The organism is Anaeromyxobacter sp. SG64 (assembly GCF_022690745.1).
In the GTDB taxonomy this organism is placed as follows: domain Bacteria; phylum Myxococcota; class Myxococcia; order Myxococcales; family Anaeromyxobacteraceae; genus Anaeromyxobacter; species Anaeromyxobacter soli.
Genome location: NZ_JALCZB010000093.1, coordinates 1 through 17,930, shown reverse-complemented (window position 1 = coordinate 17,930; position 17,930 = coordinate 1). Strand labels below are relative to the sequence as shown.

Here is a 17,930-nt window from a genome sequence, read left to right as displayed (position 1 = left end):
GGCGCCGCGTCCGTCGGATGCTGCGGCCCCGCCCCCTTCCCCTGCCCGTTCCCGTCGCTCACCGGCCGGCTAGAGTACCACCGTCTCCCGGTACTCGCCGAAGACCTCGCGCAGCGCGTCGGAGATCTCGCCGAGCGTCGCCTCCGCCTTCACGGCGGCGAGGATCGGCGGCATGAGGTTGTCGCTCCCCTTCGCCGCCGTGCGCACCCCCTCCAGCGCCTGCTTCACGGCGGTGGCGCTCCGCTCCCGCCGGAACGCCGCGAGCGACGCGACCTGCCGTGCCTCGAGCGCCGGGTCCACCTTCATGACGGTCACGGGCGGATCGTCGGAGCGGAACGCGTTCACGCCCACCACGACCTTCTCCTTCGCCTCCACCTGCCGCTGCCAGGCGTAGGCGGCGTCCTGGATCTCCCGCTGCACGTAGCCCTGCGAGATCGCGTGGACCATGCCGCCCATGTCGTCGATCTTGCGGAGGTACTCCTCGGCGCGCCCCTCGATGTCGTCGGTGAGCGCCTCGATGGCCCAGCTCCCGCCGAGCGGGTCGATGACGTCGGCGACGCCCGACTCGTTCGCGATGATCTGCTGCGTGCGCAGCGCGATGCGCGCCGACTCCTCGGTGGGGAGCCCGAGCGCCTCGTCGCGCGAGTTCGTGTGCAGGGACTGGGTCCCGCCGAGCACCGCGGCGAGCGCCTGGAGGGTGACGCGCACGATGTTGTTGTCCGGCTGCTGCGCGGTGAGCATCGAGCCCGCGGTCTGGGTGTGGAAGCGCAGCATCATCGAGCGCGGGTCCTTCGCCTTGAAGCGCTCCTTCATGATGCGCGCCCACAGCCGCCGCGCCGCGCGGAACTTCGCGACCTCCTCGAGGAGGTCGTTGTGGGCGTTGAAGAAGAACGACAGCCGGCCGGCGAACGCGTCCACGTCGAGGCCGGCCTTCACCGCGGCGCCGACGTAGGCGATGCCGTCGGCGAGCGTGAACGCCACCTCCTGCACCGCCGTCGAGCCCGCCTCGCGGATGTGGTAGCCGGAGATCGAGATCGGGTTCCACTTCGGCATCACCTTCGCGGTGTACGCGAAGATGTCGGTGATGAGCCGCAGCGACGGCTCGGGCGGGTAGATGTAGGTCCCGCGCGCCGCGTACTCCTTCAGGATGTCGTTCTGGATCGTGCCCTGGAGGTCCGCCGCCGCGACGCCCTGCTTCTCCCCGATGGCCTGGTAGAGCGCGAGCAGGATCCCCGCGGTCGCGTTGATGGTCATCGAGGTCGAGACCTCGCCGAGCGGGATCCGGTCGAGGAGGATCGACATGTCGCGGATCGAGTCGATCGCGACGCCGACCTTGCCGACCTCGCCCCGCGCGCGCGGGTGGTCGGAGTCGCGGCCCATCTGCGTGGGGAGATCGAACGCGACGGAGAGGCCGGTCTGCCCGGACTTGAGCAGGTAGTGGTAGCGGCGGTTCGAGTCCTCCGCGGTCCCGAACCCCGCGTACTGGCGCATGGTCCAGAAGCGGCCGCGGTACATGGTGGGCTGCACGCCGCGCGTGAAGGGGAACTCGCCGGGCAGCCCGAGCCGCTCCTCCAGCCCCGGCCGCGCGTCCCCCGCGACGTAGACGGGCTGCTGCGGGATGCCGCTCGTCGTCTCGAAGCGGGCGCGCCGCTCCGGCCCCTTCTTCACGGCCTTGCCGTAAGTGCCCTCGAGCCAGCGCTGCTTCTTCTCGTCCGCCATGTCGGTCCCTCGACGCGCTCGCGGGCGTCGTGCCCGCGGAAGAGTTCGCTACTCCACGACGCAGAGCTTCGCGTTGCCCTCGACGACCTGGCCCTCCGTGACGAGGACCTCCACCACCCGGCCGCCCTTCGGGCTCCGCAGCTCGTTCTCCATCTTCATCGCCTCGACGACGAGGAGCGCCTGCCCCTCCCGCACCGCGTCGCCGACCTTCACCTGCACCTTCGCGATCCTGCCCGGCATGGGCGCGGCGAGGGTCTGCCGGCCCTCGACCGTGAACCCGCCGGCCGCGCGGCGCATGCGGAGCTTCTTCTCGTCGAGGATCTCGATCGGATAGACCGAGTCCCGCACCCGCACCCGCACGTGCGCGTCGCGCTCGTCGAGCATGGCGGTGTAGCTCGCGGTGTCCACGATGAGCGAGAGCGTGCCGTAGTCGTGCCTGAAGGCGTCGACGACGTGCACCCGCCCGCGCAGCCGCACCTCGAACTGCCCGGGCGCCGTCTGCCTCACCTCGATCGGCTCCTCGCGCCGTCCGCCGTCGAGGAGGGCGACGTAGCGGCTCACGCGCCACCTCCGCGCAGCGCGCGGGCGCGCCCGAGCCGCGCCCAGTTCGAGCGGCTGGCCGCCACCGAGCCGGCGCGCGCCACGGACGCCTCCGCCGCGGCGCGATCCCGCTTGTACGCCTCGACCGCCGCGGCGATGAGGGCCACGTCCTCGAAGGCGGGATCCGGGGGCCGCACGAGGTCCGCCGCGTAGCGTTCGCAGAACTGGGTGTCGTAGGCGCCCGAGCGGAAGGCGGGGTGATCGAGCACCGCCGCGAGGTAGGCGACGTTGGTGGTGATGCCGTGGACGGTGTACTCGCCGAGCGCGCGGATGAGCCGCTCGATGGCCTGATCCCGCGTCGGCGCCCAGGCGACGAGCTTCGAGATGAGCGGGTCGTAGTACTGCGGCACGACCCAGCCCGCGTACACGCCCGAGTCGTCGCGGATGCCGGGGCCGCCCGGCACGCGCAGGTAGGTGATCTTGCCCGGCGAGGGCAGGAAGCCCCGCCCCGGGTCCTCGGCGTAGATGCGCGCCTCGATGGCGTGGCCGCGGCGCGCGACCGCCTCCTGCGGCACCAGCCGTCCGCCGCCCGCAACCTCGAGCTGCATCCGCACGAGGTCGAGCCCGGTGATCATCTCGGTCACCGGGTGCTCCACCTGCAGGCGGGTGTTCATCTCGAGGAAGTAGAAGCTCCGCGCTGCGTCCACGAGGAACTCGACCGTGCCGGCGCCGCGGTAGCCCACCGCCTTCGCCGCCCGCACGGCGACCTCGCCCATCGCCTGCCGCATCCGCTCGTCGAGGATGCAGCTCGGGCTCTCCTCCACGACCTTCTGCTGGCGGCGCTGCACCGAGCACTCGCGCTCGCCCAGGTGGATGGCGTCGCCGTGCTCGTCGGCGAAGATCTGGATCTCGACGTGGCGCGGCTCGTCGAGGAACTTCTCGAGGTAGAGCCGCTCGTCGCCGAAGGCGCCGGCGGACTCCCGCCGGGCGGAGTCCCACAGGGCGAGGAAGTCCGCCTCGCGCTCCACCTTCTTCATGCCCTTGCCGCCGCCGCCCGCGGCCGGCTTGATCATGACCGGGTAGCCGAGCGCGTCCGCGAAGGCCTTCGCCTCCTGCTCGTCGGCGATCGGCCCCTCGGACCCGGGCACCGTGGGCACGCCCGCCGCGTTCATGTGCCGGCGGGCGACGGTCTTCACGCCCATCGTCTCCATCGCCTCGGGCGGCGGGCCGACGAAGGTGAGGCCGGCCGCCGCGCAGGCGCGGGCGAGCGCCGCGTTCTCGGAGAGGAACCCGTACCCGGGGTGAAGCGCGTCCGCCCCCGTCTTCTTCGCGGCGTCGACGAGCTTCTCGACGACGAGGTAGCTGTCGCGCGCGGGGGACGGTCCGACGTGGACCGCCTCGTCCGCCTTACGGACGTGGAGGGCCCCGCGATCCGCGTCCGAGTAGACGGCCACCGTCGCGAGGCCCATCTCCCGGCAGGTCCGCATGACGCGCACCGCGATCTCGCCGCGGTTCGCGACGAGGACCTTGCGGATGCGCGTCTTCGGGCTCAATTCGCGGGCCTCGAGGGGAAACGGGCGGGGCTCGACCCGGCACGGGGCAGCGAGAGCGGCTGGGGGAGCGGGTCACGATACCTGCGCGTGCACGCGCAGGTAAAGGCTCTCCCCACATCGACTCCACGGGTCCGGAACGATCGTTCCGCGCTCCGCTCCTCGGCGCGCGGACCGGGGGGTTCCCCGGGGGCCGGCGCGCGCCCACGATGAGGCGACGATGGCGGAGCATGTCACGCAGCCCGCCCCGGGCGAGGGCGAAGCGTCGGAGCGGTCGCGCGCGCGGCTCGCGGACGGGCTCGAGCGGCTCCTCGCCGTGGAGCCCGAGGAGCGCGCGCTCCGCCGGCTCCTGAGCGCCCTCGCCGACGCGGTGCCGGCGATCGACTCGGTGGCGCTCGTCGTGCGCGAAGGAGATCGCCTCGAGGTCCTCGCGCAGGTGGGGTTCGACGACGGCGCACCCGCGGAGGTCGAAGGCGGGCTCGCCGCGGAGGTGGTCGCCGCCGGGACGCCGCGCACCGCGCCGCGGCCCGGGGCGCCCTTCCCTCCCGGCACGCGCCACGGCGCGGGGACACCGCTCGTGGGCTGCGCCGTCGCGGGCGCGCTCCTCGCCGGCACGCGCGGCGACGCCCCGCTCGACGCGGAGGCGCTCCTGCTCCTCCGCGCGGCGGCGGATCGCGCCGCGCGCGCGCTCGATCGAGACCGGCTCGGGCGCGCGCACGAGGACGCGCGCGAGACGCTCCGGCGCGCCGAGGCGGACCTCGAGACGCGGCGGAGGACGGTGGACTTCATCCTCGGCGTGGTCGGCCACGACCTGCGCAATCCGCTCGGCGCCATCCACATGTCGGCGTCGCTGCTGCACACGAAGGGCGGGCTCGCCGGCTGGCAGGCCCGCGCGATCGAGCGGACGCGCTCGTCGGCGGGGCGGATGGGCCGCATCATCCAGGATCTGCTGAGCTACACCCGGACCCGGCTCGGCAACGGGATCCCGGTGAGCCCGCGCCCGGCGAGCCTCGACGCCGTCGCGCGCAAGGTCGTGGACGAGCTCCGCGCGGTGAACAGCGATCGCACGGTCGAGATCGCGATCCACGGCGACGCCGCGGGCGAGTGGGATCCCGATCGGCTCGAGCAGGTGGTCTCGAACCTCGTCTCGAACGCCATCGACCACGGCGATCCCGCGGTGCCGGTGCGCGTGGAGGTGGACGGGGACGAGCCGGACCGGGTCCTCCTGCACGTGCGCAACGGCGGACCGGGGATCCCGCCGGAGGTGCTCACCCACCTCTTCGAGCCGTTCTCGCGCGGACCCGAGGAGAAGAGCCGCAAGGCCTCGGGCCTCGGGCTCGGCCTCTACATCTCGCGCGAGATCGTGCGCGGGCACGGCGGCGACATCGCCGCGCGCTCGGTCGAGGGCGAGACGACCGTGACGGTGCACCTCCCGCGGCGCTGCGCGGCGCGGCCGAGCTGAGGGCGCCGCCGGGCGCAGGCGTCAGCGCGCGCCGCGCCAGAGCTCGAGGAGCTCGGGCGGGAGGCGCCGCTCCACCTCCGCCGCCGCCTCTGCCGGGAGCGCCTCGCGGACGGCGGCGAGGACCGCGCCGGCGTAGATCGCGGCGGCGCGCGGGGGGTGCTGCACGAGCTCCGCGACGTCGCGCAGGTACTCGCCGGCCCCGATGCGCCCGCGCGCGGCGCCGTCCTCCTCGTCGAGCAGCTCGCGGGCGAGCGCGTGGGGCAGCCGCGCGGCGATCGCGCGGAGCGGCTCGCCGTGCAGCGCACCGAGGAGCGGCACGAGCACGCCGAAGAGGATCTTGCGGAGATCCACCTCCGAGCCGAGCCGCGCCTCCAGACGCTCGGCGATCCCGCGCCCGTCGACGTGCACCCACTCCGCGCGGCCGTCGAGGTCGCTCGGGCCGAGCGCTCCGGGCACGGCGTCTCCGTGCCCGCCCGACACCCGGTATCCGTCCGTCATGCCGGAAAGATGTGCGTCGCGCACGGGCGGGGCAGCACCCCGGACCGCGGGCTCCGTGGGCGAGGCGTGCGGGAGACGCGGTCGGGCGGCCGCCCTCCCGTCAGCGCGCCTCGGGCACCCGGGGCGGTGGGACGCGCAGCGGCCCGGACGGCCGGTTCGCCTCGGGGAGCGCGGCCGCGATCGCGGCCCGCGTCGCGTCGCGCAGGGCGTCCGCGGTCGGGAACTCGGCCGGGTCGAGCGGGTCGAGCACGCGGACGTGCGCGCGCATCCGCTGGCGCAGGACGAGGCCGTGCTTCGGGAGCGCGTCGCCCGTCCCGCTGACCACGATGGGGATCACCGGGCAGCCCGCCTCGATCGCGAGCCGGAACGCGCCGTCCTTGAACGCCCCGAGCCGTCCGTCCCGCGAGCGCGTGCCCTCGGGGAAGAGCATCACCGGCGTACCGCGCGCGAGGTGGGCGCGGCAGTGGTCCATCATCTCGCGGATCGACTCGCGGTCGCCCCGCTTCACGCGCACGTAGTCGTTGAGCCAGAGGTTCCAGCCGACGAACGGCACGCGAAAGACCTCCGCCTTCGACACCCACTTGAAGGGCCGGAAGAGCCCGTAGAGGACGAGGATGTCGAGGAGGGAGAGGTGGTTCGCGGCGAGGACGGCGGCGCCCTTCCACGGCAGCTTCTCCCGGCCCTCGACCGACACGCGCCAGAGCGGGTTCGCCACGACGTAGAAGGTCGCCCACGCGCAGGAGTAGAGGTGCACGGCGACGCGCCGCCGGTCGAACGGAGCGGTGAGGAGGAAGACGAGCATCGCGCCGAGGAACAGGACCGGCAGCGTGGCGGCGAAGAACACCCAGTACACGAGGGAGAAGGCGCGCAGCACGGGGCGCATCCTGCTCCGGCGCCGGGGCGGCGGCAAGCGTCGGCCGGACGGGCGCCGCACCTGCGGCGTCACGCGCCGGCGGGGCCCGCGACGCGCGCCTCGGGCGTCGCGCCGACCGCCTCGAGGATGCGGTGCAGCCCGAACTTCGGCAGGCGCATGTAGCCCGCCCAGGCGGCGGCCGCGAGGACGCCGTCGGCGATCCCGTCGCCGAGCCACTCCGCCGCGAAGCGCGGGTCGCGCTGCTTCAGGCCCGCGCCGCTCTCCCGCGCCCAGCGCCGGTTGTACCTTTCGTGAACCCCGACCGGCGGCGCCAGCACGAGCGGGAGCCCGAGCGCGCCGTAGAAGGTGAGCTCGGAGGGCTTCGTCCACAGGACGTCGGTGCGCGCCAGGAGCGCGTTGAAGCGGTCGTAGTACTCGCGGAAGGTCGGGGCGAGGAGGATGTCGAGCGGGCCGCCGAGGAGCGGCTCCAGCCCCGCGCGCCGGGCGATCTCCCGGAAGCGCGCGTCCACCTCGGCGCGCACGCCTGCCACGAGGCAGATCCTGAGCGTCCCCGCCTCGAGCGCGCGGCGGAAGCCGGGCAGGAGCTCCGCCGCCATCCCCGCCTGCGCGCCCGCGCCGCCCACCGCGAAGGTGAGGAGCGGCGGCTGCCCCTCCTCCTCGCGCGGGAGGGCGCCGAGGAAGTGCGCGAGCTCCTCCGGGATCGTGCGGCGGAACTCCCCGGAGGGATCGAGCCGCACCACGCGCGCAGCGAGGTTCGCCTTGAGCGCGCCGAGCGCGGGCCCGCCGACGAGCGTCTCCGGGAGCGGGAAGCCGGTGAAGGTGATCCGGTCCTCCGGCACGCCGTAGGAGCGGAGCCTGCGCGCGGCGCGGCGGGTCGGGACGAGGTAGTGGATGCGGGTGCGGCGCGGCTCGGCGGGCGCCCAGATGCGGTTCAGGTCGGAGTCCGTCGCGACGCAGAAGATCCGCTCGAGGCCGGCGGCGTCCGCGACGATCGCCGGCGAGTAGAAGGTGGCGAGGAGGGGCGCGCCGGTTCGGCGCAGCTCCGCCACGAGCCCCCGGCCCAGCTGGCGCTTCCGGACGAGCCGGTCGAGGGTGTCGACCCCGCGGGTCGGCGCCGAGAGGTCGCGGTAAGGGTGGAGACGCGGGATGTCCGTCACGGCCTCGAGCGCGCGCCGGAGCGGCGCCCCCACCCACGGCACCTGCGAGAGGCGCGACACGCCCTCGTAGGTGCTGCGGACGCGCTGCCAGAGCCGCTCCTCGCCCGGCGCGACGAGCGGCGCGCGATCCACCTGGAGCACCTCGGTGCCGAGCGCGTCGGCGAGCGGCATCGCGGCGCGCATGTGGCCGTAGCCCATCTCGACGGCGACCACGAGCGGCATGGGGGAGGACGAGGGGTGGGTCATGATGTGGGCGCCGAGCGTATCCCACCGACCGGGGGGCGTCAGCGTCGCGGGGGGAGCGCGCGCTCGCGGGCTCGCTCGGGAGCCTTCGATATCGCATCGCCCAGCATCACAAGCGCGAGACGCCACCCGTGCGCCGAGCTCTCTCGCGCTCGGCGAGCGAGGCGGACGCCCGGGCGAGGGAGCGGCCGCCGCGTCGCGTCAGGGGCCTCCGGCTACGCACCGCGTCGGTCGATTGCCACGGGGGCCGTGACCGTCGGGTGACACCGCAGCCGTAGGGTGCCCGCTCGCGCCCCGTCCCTCAACCCGGCGCGAAGGAGCCCACGCATGTCCGCCACGCCCGCGTCGCCGCACGCCGAGCAGACCTCCGCGCCGCTGCCGCGCCTCGATCGCCAGACGATCGCGGAGATCGTCAGGTCCGGGCGGCGCCTGCTGGTCCAGGGCGGCATGGGCATCAACGCCTCGGACGGCCTCTCCGGCAAGGTCGCCGCCCATCGCGGCGCCCGCCTCGTCGGCGTGGGGACCATCTCCGCGGTCCTCAAGACGCCCGAGCAGCTCCGCGCCGAGATCCGCCGCGCCCGCCAGGACTCGCAGGGCGGGTACGTGGGCGTGAACCTGATGGCGGCCATCAACAAGGGCGACTTCGAGCTCCTGGCGCGCGTGTCGATCGAGGAGGGCGTCTCCTTCCTCGTGCAGGGCGCGGGGATCTCCCGCGAGATCCTGCGCTGGTGCAGGGAGGGCGGCGTGCCGTTCGCCGGGATCGTGTCCTCCGGCCGGCTCGCGGCGATGTACGAGAAGTGGGGCGCGGACTTCGTCGTCGCCGAGGGCGCCGAGGCGGGCGGGCACATCGGCGACATCGGCCACCCGCTCCCGGCGCTCGTCCGCGAGGTGCTCGCGGCGACGTCCCTGCCGGTCGTCGCGGCCGGCGGCGTGGACGCCGCGGACGTCGCGCGCTTCGTGGCGGGCGGCGCGGCCGGCGTCCAGCTCGCGACGCGGTTCCTCGCCTGCGCGGACGGCGACGTTCACCCCGCGTTCAAGGCGATGCACCTCGGCAAGCGCGAGCCCGACGTGGCGATCATCACGAGCTGCGTGAAGGGGATGAAGGCGCGGGCGGTGCGGAGCGCCTTCACCGAGAAGCTCGCGCGCGGCGAGGCGGTCCCGCCCCGCTCGAAGGCGTGGTGGTTCGGCAAGGAAGGCTACATGGGCCGCAAGAAGGCCTGCATCGAGTGCCTCGGCGACGGGCTCTGCGTGTGCCGCACGAGCGGCTTCAAGGAGAGCTTCTGCATCACCGACGCGCTGCTGGCCGCGGCGGTGAAGGGCGACACCGAGAACGGCCTCTTCTACACGGGCCAGAGCCTCGTCCGGATCGGTGATCGCGACGTCACCGCGCTCCCGACCGCGGCGGCGCTGCTCGCCGACCTCGAGGCGCGGCTCGCGACCGAGGGCTCCGCGTTCGAGCACACGCCGGCCAGCGCGGCCGCGGTCGCGTAGCTACCCGGACCCACCGTCTCCATTTGATGCGGGTCAACGGGCGTCGCCCGGACGGGCCGTCGCATCTCGACCGTACGGAATTTTTCGGATACAGGATTTTGGTCCACCTTTTCGTCGGGTGGACCGAGCGTCATCCCGGCGATCGAAACAGCGAAAGAGACGTTGAATGGCGACTGGCACCGTGAAGTGGTTCAACGACGCGAAGGGCTTCGGGTTCATCACCCAGGACAACGGTGGTGAGGACGTCTTCTGCCACTACAGCGCGATCCAGGGCGACGGCTTCAAGAGCCTCGCCGAGGGTCAGAAGGTGGAGTTCGACGTCGTGAAGGGCCCGAAGGGCCTGCAGGCCGCGAACGTGCGGAAGACGTAAGTCGCCCGCCCAGCTCGGTCGGCACGGAGCCCGGTTCCTCTGCGAAGGGGCCGGGCTCTCGCCTTTCGGAGGGACCGATCGTCACGCGCCGTGAAACGGCAGGGGCGAGGCGCAGCGGAGAGCGCCCGCGGGGCGAGCGGCGGGGCGAGCGTGACTCCATTGCGGCGGCAGGCGACGCGCCGCAGCGTGAGAGCGGAGGTCCGCCCATGTCGATGCGCACGCACGAGCTTCACCCGTCCCTCGTCCACGCGCCGCTCGTCCTCTTGCCCGCCAGCGCGCTCGTCGATCTGGCCGCCGCCCTCCGCCCCCGCGACCGGCGGCTCGACCGCCTGGGCCGGAATCTCTGGTGGACGACGGCGTCGGCGGGCCTCCTCGCCGGCCTCGCCGGCATGGCCGCCTCGCAGGAGATCGAGCTCCGCAGCGGCCACGCCCGTGACATGATGTTCACCCACGGGCTCGGGAACCTCGCCATCGTGGTCGCTGCGGTGGGGATCTCCGCCTGGCGGTCGCGCAACGCGGCGAACCTGACCTCCGCGGCGAGCGGGCTCCTCGCCGCGGGGGCGGCCACCTACACGGCCTACCTCGGCGGAGAGCTCGTGTACACGCACGGTGCCGGCGTGAAGGTCCTCGGCGGCGCCGCCGCGGAGGCGCCCGCGCTGTTCTCGGCCGAGGGGGTGGAGCGGCTCGGCCGAGACGCGGTGCGCGGCCTCGGCTGGCTCGTCCGGCGCGCGTACCGCGCGGTCAGCGGTCGCGAGCGGGTGGAGCGGAGCGCGCTCGGCCCCATCGCCGAGGCCGGGACGGGCGCGGAGGAGCCGGAGCTTCACTGACCGTCCGCGGGGGACGGCGGATCCCGATCCGGAGACCTCGCCGGCGGAGCCAGTCCGCCGGGGACGCCACGGTCGAGCCGTGGCTCGACGCGCGACCCCCGGGGGAGCGACCCGCGCGCCGTCGTTCAGAGCGGGATGTTGCCGTGCTTCCGCGCCGGGTTCTCCTGCCGCTTCGTGCGCAGCATCTCGAACGCGCGGATCACCTTCGGCCGGGTGTCCTCCGGCTTGATCACCTCGTCGACGTAGCCGAGCTCCGCCGCCTTGTACGGGTTCGCGAACTTGTCGCGGTACTCCTGGACGAGGCGCGCGCGCTCGGCGACCGGGTCCTTCGCGGCCGAGAGCTCCTTGCGGAAGATGATGCTCACGGCCCCCTCCGGCCCCATCACGGCGATCTCCGCGGAGGGGTACGCGAAGTTCACGTCGGCGCGGATGTGCTTCGAGGCCATGACGTCGTAGGCGCCGCCGTACGCCTTGCGCGTGATGACCGTGACCTTCGGGACGGTCGCCTCGGCGAACGCGTAGAGGAGCTTCGCGCCGTGCGTGATGATCCCGTTCCACTCCTGGTCGGTGCCGGGGAGGAACCCGGGCACGTCCACGAGGGTGAGCAGCGGGACGTTGAACGCGTCGCAGAAGCGCACGAAGCGCGCCGCCTTGACCGAGGCGTCGATGTCGAGGACGCCCGCGAGCACCGCGGGCTGGTTCGCGACGATCCCCACCGGACGGCCGTTGAGGCGCGCGAAGCCGATCACGATGTTCGTCGCGAAGTGCTCGGCGACCTCGAAGAAGTGCCGGTCGTCGACCACCGCCCGGATCACCTCCTTCATGTCGTAGGGCTTGGACGGGCTCTCCGGCACGACGGTCTTCAGGAGCTCGTCGCGGCGGGCGACGTCGTCCGAGCACGGCTGCGCGGGCGGGTCGTCGGCGTTGTTGAGCGGCAGGAAGCCGAGCAGCTCCCGGACGGCCCGGAGCGTCGCCTCCTCGGAGTCGATCGCGAAGTGCGCCACGCCGGAGCGCGTGGCGTGGGTGCGCGCGCCGCCGAGCTCCTCCTTCGTGATCTCCTCGTGCGTCACCGTCTTGATGACGTCCGGACCGGTGATGAACATGTACGCCGAGTCGTTCACCATGAAGATGAAGTCGGTGATGGCCGGGCTGTAGACGGCCCCGCCGGCGCACGGCCCGAGGATCACCGAGATCTGGGGGATGACGCCGGAGGCGAGCGTGTTTCGCAGGAAGATGTCGGCGTACCCCGCCAGCGAGACGACGCCCTCCTGGATGCGGGCGCCCCCCGAGTCGTTGAGGCCGATGACCGGGCAGCCGACCGACATGGCGCGGTCCATCACCTTGCAGATCTTCTCGGAGAAGGCGCCCGAGAGCGAGCCGCCGAAGACGGTGAAGTCCTGCGCGAAGACGAAGACCTGGCGCCCCTCCACGAGGCCGTAGCCCGTGACGACGCCGTCGCCGAGGACCTTCTGCCCCTCCATCCCGAAGTCGGCGCAGCGGTGCGTCTTGAACTTGTCCTGCTCGACGAAGGTGCCGGGGTCGAGGAACGTGTCGATCCGTTCACGCGCCGTCAGCTTGCCGGACCGGTGCTGCTTCGCGACTCGCTCGGCGCCGCCGCCCTGCTCCGCCTCGGCGTCGAGCGCGTCGAGGAGGGCGCGGCGCGGATCGGGGTCGACCGGCTTTTCCATGGGGGGCCTCGCGCTCCGGGGGACGGGGGCGGAGGATAGGCACCCGCCCCGGCGAGAGGCAAGCGGCGCGTCCGGCGCCGTCAGTCACTCACAGGACGTGGCCGCTGCGCGTCCACCAGCCGGCCCAGGCGCGCGCCGCCTGCTCCCGCTCCTCCGACGGCAGGTCGGCGGAGTATGCGACCGGCGCCGGCGCCGCGCTCGAGAGCTCGACCGCCGCGGCGACGCGCGTCTCGCGATCCGTGCTCGTGAGGCCCGAGAACAGCCACTCGGCGCGCCCGCGGCCGCGGTTCTCCTTCCACCACCCGAGCCAGCGTCGCGCGTCGGTGCCGAGCCGCTGCAGCGTGATCGCGGCGAGCGCGTCCGCCGCGGCCCGGGCGGGCTCGGGGGCGCTCGTCTCGAGCACCTGCACGAGCAGCGGGATGGCCTCGGCGTCGCGGAGCGCGCCCAGCGCTCGCGCCGCGCGGAGCGCTCGCGCCTCGATGCCGGAGAGGAGCGCGCGCCGCAGCCGCTCGCTCGCCTCGCGGACCCCGGGATCGCGCCGGCGCGCCGCGAGGGCGGCGCAGGCCGCCGCCGCGAGGGCGAGGTCGGCGTCGAGGGCGCGATCGGCGAGCACGGCGGGCGGGGTGGTCTCGGCGACCACGGTGTCGTCGATCTCGACCTCGAGCGCGTCGAAGGCGTCCGCGACGGGCGCCGGGGTCGCTGCGGCGACGGGCGGCGCGGCGCGGGCCGGCTCCGTCGCGGTCCAGGGGTCTGCCGGCGGCGCGATGGGCGCGGGGCTCGGGGCGGCGCGCGGCGGCTCCTCGGCGGACCACGGATCGAACGGCGCGGGCACCGGCGCGGCGGGCGGAGCGGGAGCGGGGGTGCCGCGGCGCGCGGGGGCGGCGCGGCGACGCTTGCGCTCGCGGATGATCCGCTCGAACGCGCCCCCGAGCATCGAGTTGAGGAGGAGCAGATCGCCGAGCCGGCGCGCGGAGACGGGCGCGTCACCGTTGTCCGCGTACAGGACGCACACCGGCCGATCGCGCAGGAGCACGGGCGCGACGAGGGCGGTGCGCGGCTTGCCGCGATCGAGCCCGCCGAGGATCGCGGCGTTGCCGGCGGGCTCCGGCGAGAACGGCCCGAGGTACGGGCTCCGCGTCTCGATGACGGTCCGGAAGATGCCGGGGTCGTCGGCGTAGATCGCGACGCTGCGGGCGAGCTCGCGCGCCTCGGGCTCGAGCCCGAGCGCGTCGTGGCCGGCGACCGCGTCGCGCGTGACCGCGAACATCGCCGCGAACGGGAAGAAGTCGCGCGCGTACCGGAGCGCGGCGAGGACGACCTCGTCGCGCGTGCGCGCCGCCGCGAGCGCGGCCCGCGCGTCCTCGAGCGACCAGCGCGGGGGCGCGCTGCGGTCGGGCGGCCCGGGCGCCTCCTCGGGCGCCCCGAGCGGCGGAGCCTCGGGCGCGCCCTCCTCGCCGGAGGGCGCGGTCTCGTCGGTGAGCAGCGCCGGATCGACCTCCTCGAGCGCCTGCGCGAGCGCCGCGGCGAGGGGCTCGAGCGGGCCGGCGTCCTCCTCGCCGAACCCGCTCGCGGCGGCGGCGTCCTGCGCGGCCGGGTCACGCGGCGAGGCCCCCTCCCCGCCGGCCGGCGTGGTCGCCTCGGGCGCGGCGGCCGGCTCCTCCGCCGGGAGCTCCCCGGCCGCCCTCGCGAGGGCCGCGAAGCGCGGCGCGAGGGGCGTGCCGTACAGCTGGTGCACGAGGAGGCGCACCCGCCACTCCGGCGCGACGAACGCCGAGAGGTTCAGGGAGAGCATGAAGCCGATCTCGTCGAGCAGGCTCGAGTCGACCGGGAACACCGAGACGACCGACAGCTCCCGCGCCTCGAGCGCGAAGGGCGCGAGCCCGTGGCGGTCGGCCACGCGCGCGGGGAACACCCGCCGTGCGCGCGCGTCGGCGGCGGCGAACGCGGCGGGCGGCGCGGGGGGGACGTCGGCGGCCCCGGCGAGCGCCACCGCGAGTGCGTCCTCCGCGACGGCGCCGAGCTCGAGGAGCGCGGTGTCGAGCGCGCCTCCCGCCTCGTCCTGCCGCGCCAGCGCGCGCGCCATCACCTCGGCGGAGACCACGCCTTCTTCGACGAGGAGGGCGGCGAGGTCCTTCGGCACGGGTCGGTTGTAGGACCCCGTCATGTGGGGGTCAAGGCGCCTCCACCACCCAGGTCCGCGCGAGGAGGTCGTGGAGCGCCCTGCCGCTGCGGGTGAAGAGCGCGAGGAGGAACCCGAGCCCGAGGAGCCCCACCGACGCGACCGCGAGCGCGGCGCGCACGGCGCTCCGCGCGAGCGAGGGCCGCCTCCCGTCGGGGCCGACCACGCGCAGGCCCAGCATCCACTTCCCGAGCGTGGCGCCAGCGAGCGCGTGCGCGAGGGTCGCGTACACGGCGAGCGCGACCGCGAGGAGCGCCGCGAGCGAGAGGACGACGTCCGCCTCGCCGGCGAGGAGGTCGAGCAGGCCGTCGAGGCCGCTCGGGGGCGCGGGAACCCCGGCCGGGGTGGCCGCCAGCAGCGAGCGGCCGAGGAACACGACCCCGGCGAGGAGCGGGCCGGCGTCGATCGCCCAGGCCGCGGCGCGACGCCACGCCGCCGCCCGGCGGAGGTGGACCTCGGCGCGGCTCCCGCGGCTCTCGGAGCGAGGCCGCCCTGGCGCGGGCCTCGGCTCGGGCTCCGCCTCGGGCTCGGGCTCCGGCAGCGGCTCCGGCCAGAGCTTCGGCGCGGGCGCAGGCGACGCGGCGCGGGCCAAGGCGACCGCGGCCCCGCCGCCGCGAACGTCCTCCTGGAATGGAGGCGGCGCGGACTCCTCGAACAGGCCGTCCTCGGCCGCGACCTCCTCGAGCATGCGCCCGAGGTCCCAGTGCGAGCGGCTCACCGGCGCCGCCGGCGCGGGCGCGAGCTCGAAGGCGGGCTCGGGCTCCACGGGCAGCGGCGGGAGCGGCTCCTGCTCGGGCGCGCGCGGAGCGGCGGCCACCCGCGGAGGCGGGGTGCGCGATCGGCGCCGATCGAGATCGAGCGCCACGTCGAGCAGACGCGGCGCCGGCTCCTCGCGAAGCGTGAGCGGCGCGCCGCAGTCGCCGCAGAAGGCGGCGCGGTCATCCGTCTCGCGGGCGCAGCGGGGACAGAGCACGGGTCGAGGCTACGGTCGACCCGCGGGCGGGTCAAGGAACGGGTCCTGCGCGGCAGGGGCCTGACGGCCGATGATCATTCGAGAACTGGCGAGCGAAGCGAGCCCGCCGGGGCGAGCAGGGTGGGGCCCCGACGACGGCGGTCAGCCGTCGGTGGGGCGGGCGCAGCCCCGTTCAGCCAGACGCGCCCAGATCGCCGAAGCGCGCCTGGAGCAGCGCCACCGCGACGATGGCGGCGGTCTCCGCCCGGAGCACGCGCGGCCCCAGCGACGCGCGGTGCGCGCCCGCCGCGGCGAGGACCGCGAGCTCCGCCTCGGTGAGCCCGCCCTCCGGTCCGACCACCGCGGCGTAGGCGTTCGCCGCGGCCGGGGCGAGCGCGAGCACCGGCGGGCCGCCCGGCTGGAACGCGATCGCGAGCGCCCCCGGAGGCAGCGCCGCGAGCGCGACCGCGAGCGGCGCGGGCGCGCGCACCTCCGGGACGTCGGCGCGCCCGCACTGGCGCGCGGCCTCCTCGGCGATCCGCCGCCACCGCCGCGCGCGCTCCTCGCCCTTGTCCGGCTCGAGCCGGACGATCGACCGCTCCGCCGCGAAGGGGGCGACGACCGCCGCGCCGAGCTCCGTCGCCTTCTGGACGACGAGATCCATCTTCTCGCCCTTGGCGAGCGCGGCGAGGAGCCAGATCTCGGCGGACGCCTCGCCCTTCCCCGCGCGCGCCGCGCCGAGGACGAGCGTCTCGAAGCTCGGATCGACGCAGGCGGTCCAGGCGCCGCCGCGACCGTCGAATACCTCGACCTCCGCCCCGGGCGCGAGCCTGAGCACGTCGCGGAGGTAGTGGCGCGCCTCGGGGGTGAGCGCGGCGCGCCCGGCGTCCAGCCGGAAGCGCTCGCCGGGCAGGTGCACGCGGCGGAGCGTCACGCGCGCGGTCGCTCCAGGGTGAGGAGGCTCCACTCCCCGTCGCGCCGCTCGAGGGCCGGGCGGAGCCCCTCCGCGACGTACGCGGCGCGGACCTCGTCCTCCTGCGGCCCGAGGATGCCGGCGAGCAGCACCGTGCCGCCCGGCGCGACGCGCGCGGCGACGTCCGGCGCGAGCTCCACGAGCGTGTTCGCGAGGATGTTCGCCACGACGAGGTCGAACACGCCGGGGATCTCTCCGACGGGCGCGCCGGTCAGCTCCAGCGCGGCGCCGTTCCGCTCCGCGTTCTCGCGCGCGACGGCGACGGCGACGGGGTCGTTGTCGTTCGCCGCGACGCGGCCCGCGCCGAGCTTCGCGGCGGCGATGGCGAGGAGGCCGGAGCCGGTGCCGACGTCGAGCACGGACGCGCCCGGACGCGCGGCGAGCAGCTCCGACAGCGCGGCGAGGCAGAGGGAGGTGGTGGGGTGGGTGCCGGTGCCGAACGCCATGCCGGGGTCGAGCACGATCTCGGCCATGCCGGGCGGGGTGGGCGCGTCCACCCAGGACGGCCGCACGAAGGCGCGGCCCACGGCGAACGGACCGAGGCCCTTCTTCCAGGTCTCGCTCCAGTCCTCGTCGGCGATCTCGGCGACCTCGCCGCCGTACGCCGCCTGCGCCTCCCGGGCGGCCCCGGGCTCCGCGAAGAACGCGACGAGGAGGGCGCGGCCTGGCGGCGGCTGGGCCACGCCCGGCATCGGCGTGCCCTCGCCGTCGCGCACCTCGACGCCGGTCGCGCCCGCGTCGAAGAGCTCGGCGGAGAGGTCCTCGGCGCGCTCCCGCGCCGCATCCAGGGTGAGGGAGAAGGTGGGCATCGGCCGATGCCTATCCCGGGGCGCCCGGCGAGGCCAGCGTCATCTGCGGGCCGCGCGATATCGCACCTGGTCCGTCATTTCGCGGCCTTCCGAAACGAGGGTACGATCGGCCCCACCATGTCCCTGAACGTCCTCCTCGTCGAGCCGGACACCGCGCTCGCGGACGAGATCCGCCGCGCCTTCGGCCCGGCGGGTCTCGAGGTGACCTCGCTGCCGGCCGGCGAGCAGGCGGTCGAGCGCTGCCGGCAGGCGCAGCCCGACCTGATCCTCCTCGCCGCCGAGCTGCCCGACATGAGCGGCTTCTCCGTGTGCAACCGGCTGAAGCGCGCCTCGCAGGCGGTCCCGCTCCTGCTCTACACCGGCGACGCGACCGACGCGGCCATCGAGGCGCACCGCGCCACGCGCACGCGCGCCGACGACTACCTGCGCAAGCCCTTCGAGATGGCCGAGCTGCTCGGCCGCGCCGCCGCGCTCCTGCACGGCGACGGCGCGCCGGCCGCGCGTCCGGCGGGGACGGTCCCCCCCGCGCCGCCGCGGCCCGACGGACGCCGTCCGTCGTCGGCGACCGAGGGCGAGGCGCCGCCGGTCCTCCCGCGCG

General features: G+C 75.1%; 16 protein-coding genes. 5 read left to right on the top strand and 11 right to left on the bottom strand.

Going from position 1 to position 17,930, the window contains the following annotated elements; translation table 11 throughout:
• Nucleotides 1-69: 69 nt before the first annotated feature.
• The 3 genes from MNZ29_RS19925 to MNZ29_RS19915 are packed head-to-tail and all read right to left on the bottom strand — an operon-like array spanning nt 70 to nt 3,812.
• Nucleotides 70-1,719 (bottom strand): methylmalonyl-CoA mutase, encoded by a 1,650-nt coding sequence (locus tag MNZ29_RS19925; protein WP_242356466.1) that lies wholly within the window; start codon nt 1,717-1,719, stop codon nt 70-72.
• A gap of 48 nt (nt 1,720-1,767) precedes the next feature.
• Nucleotides 1,768-2,280 (bottom strand): acetyl-CoA carboxylase biotin carboxyl carrier protein subunit, encoded by a 513-nt coding sequence (locus MNZ29_RS19920; protein ID WP_242356465.1) that lies wholly within the window; start codon nt 2,278-2,280, stop codon nt 1,768-1,770.
• A complete protein-coding gene (locus tag MNZ29_RS19915) occupies nt 2,277-3,812 on the bottom strand; it encodes an acetyl/propionyl/methylcrotonyl-CoA carboxylase subunit alpha (protein WP_242356463.1) in 1,536 nt (511 codons plus the stop codon). The genes MNZ29_RS19920 and MNZ29_RS19915 overlap by 4 nt, the downstream gene beginning before the upstream one ends.
• A 217-nt stretch (nt 3,813-4,029) precedes the next feature.
• Between MNZ29_RS19915 and MNZ29_RS19910 the strand changes: the two genes are divergently transcribed.
• On the top strand, nt 4,030-5,271 hold the full coding sequence (locus MNZ29_RS19910) for a HAMP domain-containing sensor histidine kinase (RefSeq protein WP_242356461.1): 1,242 nt from the start codon (nt 4,030-4,032) through the stop codon (nt 5,269-5,271).
• Nucleotides 5,272-5,292: 21 nt separating this feature from the next.
• On the opposite strand, the gene MNZ29_RS19905 is transcribed toward MNZ29_RS19910, so the two are convergent.
• From MNZ29_RS19905 to MNZ29_RS19895, 3 genes are all read right to left on the bottom strand, one after another.
• The gene (locus tag MNZ29_RS19905; RefSeq protein ID WP_242356459.1) at nt 5,293-5,769 is read right to left on the bottom strand and encodes a DUF2267 domain-containing protein; all 477 of its coding nucleotides are present in this window, start codon (nt 5,767-5,769) and stop codon (nt 5,293-5,295) included.
• Nucleotides 5,770-5,869: 100 nt separating this feature from the next.
• Nucleotides 5,870-6,643, bottom strand: coding sequence for a lysophospholipid acyltransferase family protein (locus tag MNZ29_RS19900; protein ID WP_374110830.1), 774 nt, complete (start codon nt 6,641-6,643; stop codon nt 5,870-5,872).
• Nucleotides 6,644-6,711: 68 nt separating this feature from the next.
• Complete coding sequence (locus MNZ29_RS19895; RefSeq protein WP_242356455.1) at nt 6,712-8,046, bottom strand: hypothetical protein; 1,335 nt, start codon at nt 8,044-8,046, stop codon at nt 6,712-6,714.
• A gap of 324 nt (nt 8,047-8,370) precedes the next feature.
• On the opposite strand from MNZ29_RS19895, the gene MNZ29_RS19890 reads away from it, so the two are divergent.
• From MNZ29_RS19890 to MNZ29_RS19880, 3 genes are all read left to right on the top strand, one after another.
• Complete coding sequence (locus MNZ29_RS19890; protein WP_242356453.1) at nt 8,371-9,534, top strand: nitronate monooxygenase family protein; 1,164 nt, start codon at nt 8,371-8,373, stop codon at nt 9,532-9,534.
• Between the two features lie 166 nt (nt 9,535-9,700).
• A complete protein-coding gene (locus tag MNZ29_RS19885) occupies nt 9,701-9,904 on the top strand; it encodes a cold-shock protein (protein ID WP_011984597.1) in 204 nt (67 codons plus the stop codon).
• 206 nt (nt 9,905-10,110) lie between these two features.
• Nucleotides 10,111-10,731 carry a DUF2231 domain-containing protein gene (locus tag MNZ29_RS19880; protein ID WP_242356451.1) on the top strand — a complete coding sequence of 207 codons (621 nt, stop codon included), beginning with the start codon at nt 10,111-10,113 and terminating at the stop codon, nt 10,729-10,731.
• 125 nt (nt 10,732-10,856) lie between these two features.
• Here the strand turns inward: MNZ29_RS19880 and MNZ29_RS19875 are convergent, their stop codons facing one another.
• The 5 genes from MNZ29_RS19875 to MNZ29_RS19855 form a co-directional block, all read right to left on the bottom strand.
• A complete protein-coding gene (locus MNZ29_RS19875; RefSeq protein WP_242340974.1) occupies nt 10,857-12,419 on the bottom strand; it encodes an acyl-CoA carboxylase subunit beta in 1,563 nt (520 codons plus the stop codon).
• 88 nt (nt 12,420-12,507) lie between these two features.
• Nucleotides 12,508-14,559 (bottom strand): general secretion pathway protein GspE, encoded by a 2,052-nt coding sequence (locus MNZ29_RS19870; protein ID WP_242356449.1) that lies wholly within the window; start codon nt 14,557-14,559, stop codon nt 12,508-12,510.
• Nucleotides 14,560-14,590: 31 nt separating this feature from the next.
• Nucleotides 14,591-15,571, bottom strand: a complete 981-nt coding sequence (locus tag MNZ29_RS19865) for an RDD family protein (protein ID WP_242356447.1) — start codon at nt 15,569-15,571, stop codon at nt 14,591-14,593.
• 172 nt (nt 15,572-15,743) lie between these two features.
• The gene (locus tag MNZ29_RS19860; protein ID WP_242356446.1) at nt 15,744-16,484 is read right to left on the bottom strand and encodes a 16S rRNA (uracil(1498)-N(3))-methyltransferase; all 741 of its coding nucleotides are present in this window, start codon (nt 16,482-16,484) and stop codon (nt 15,744-15,746) included.
• Nucleotides 16,481-17,332, bottom strand: coding sequence for a 50S ribosomal protein L11 methyltransferase (locus MNZ29_RS19855; protein WP_242356444.1), 852 nt, complete (start codon nt 17,330-17,332; stop codon nt 16,481-16,483). The genes MNZ29_RS19860 and MNZ29_RS19855 overlap by 4 nt, the downstream gene beginning before the upstream one ends.
• Nucleotides 17,333-17,449: 117 nt before the next feature.
• On the opposite strand from MNZ29_RS19855, the gene MNZ29_RS19850 reads away from it, so the two are divergent.
• Nucleotides 17,450-17,930 (top strand): response regulator transcription factor (locus MNZ29_RS19850; RefSeq protein WP_242356442.1); only part of this gene is annotated, 481 nt, incomplete at its 3' end.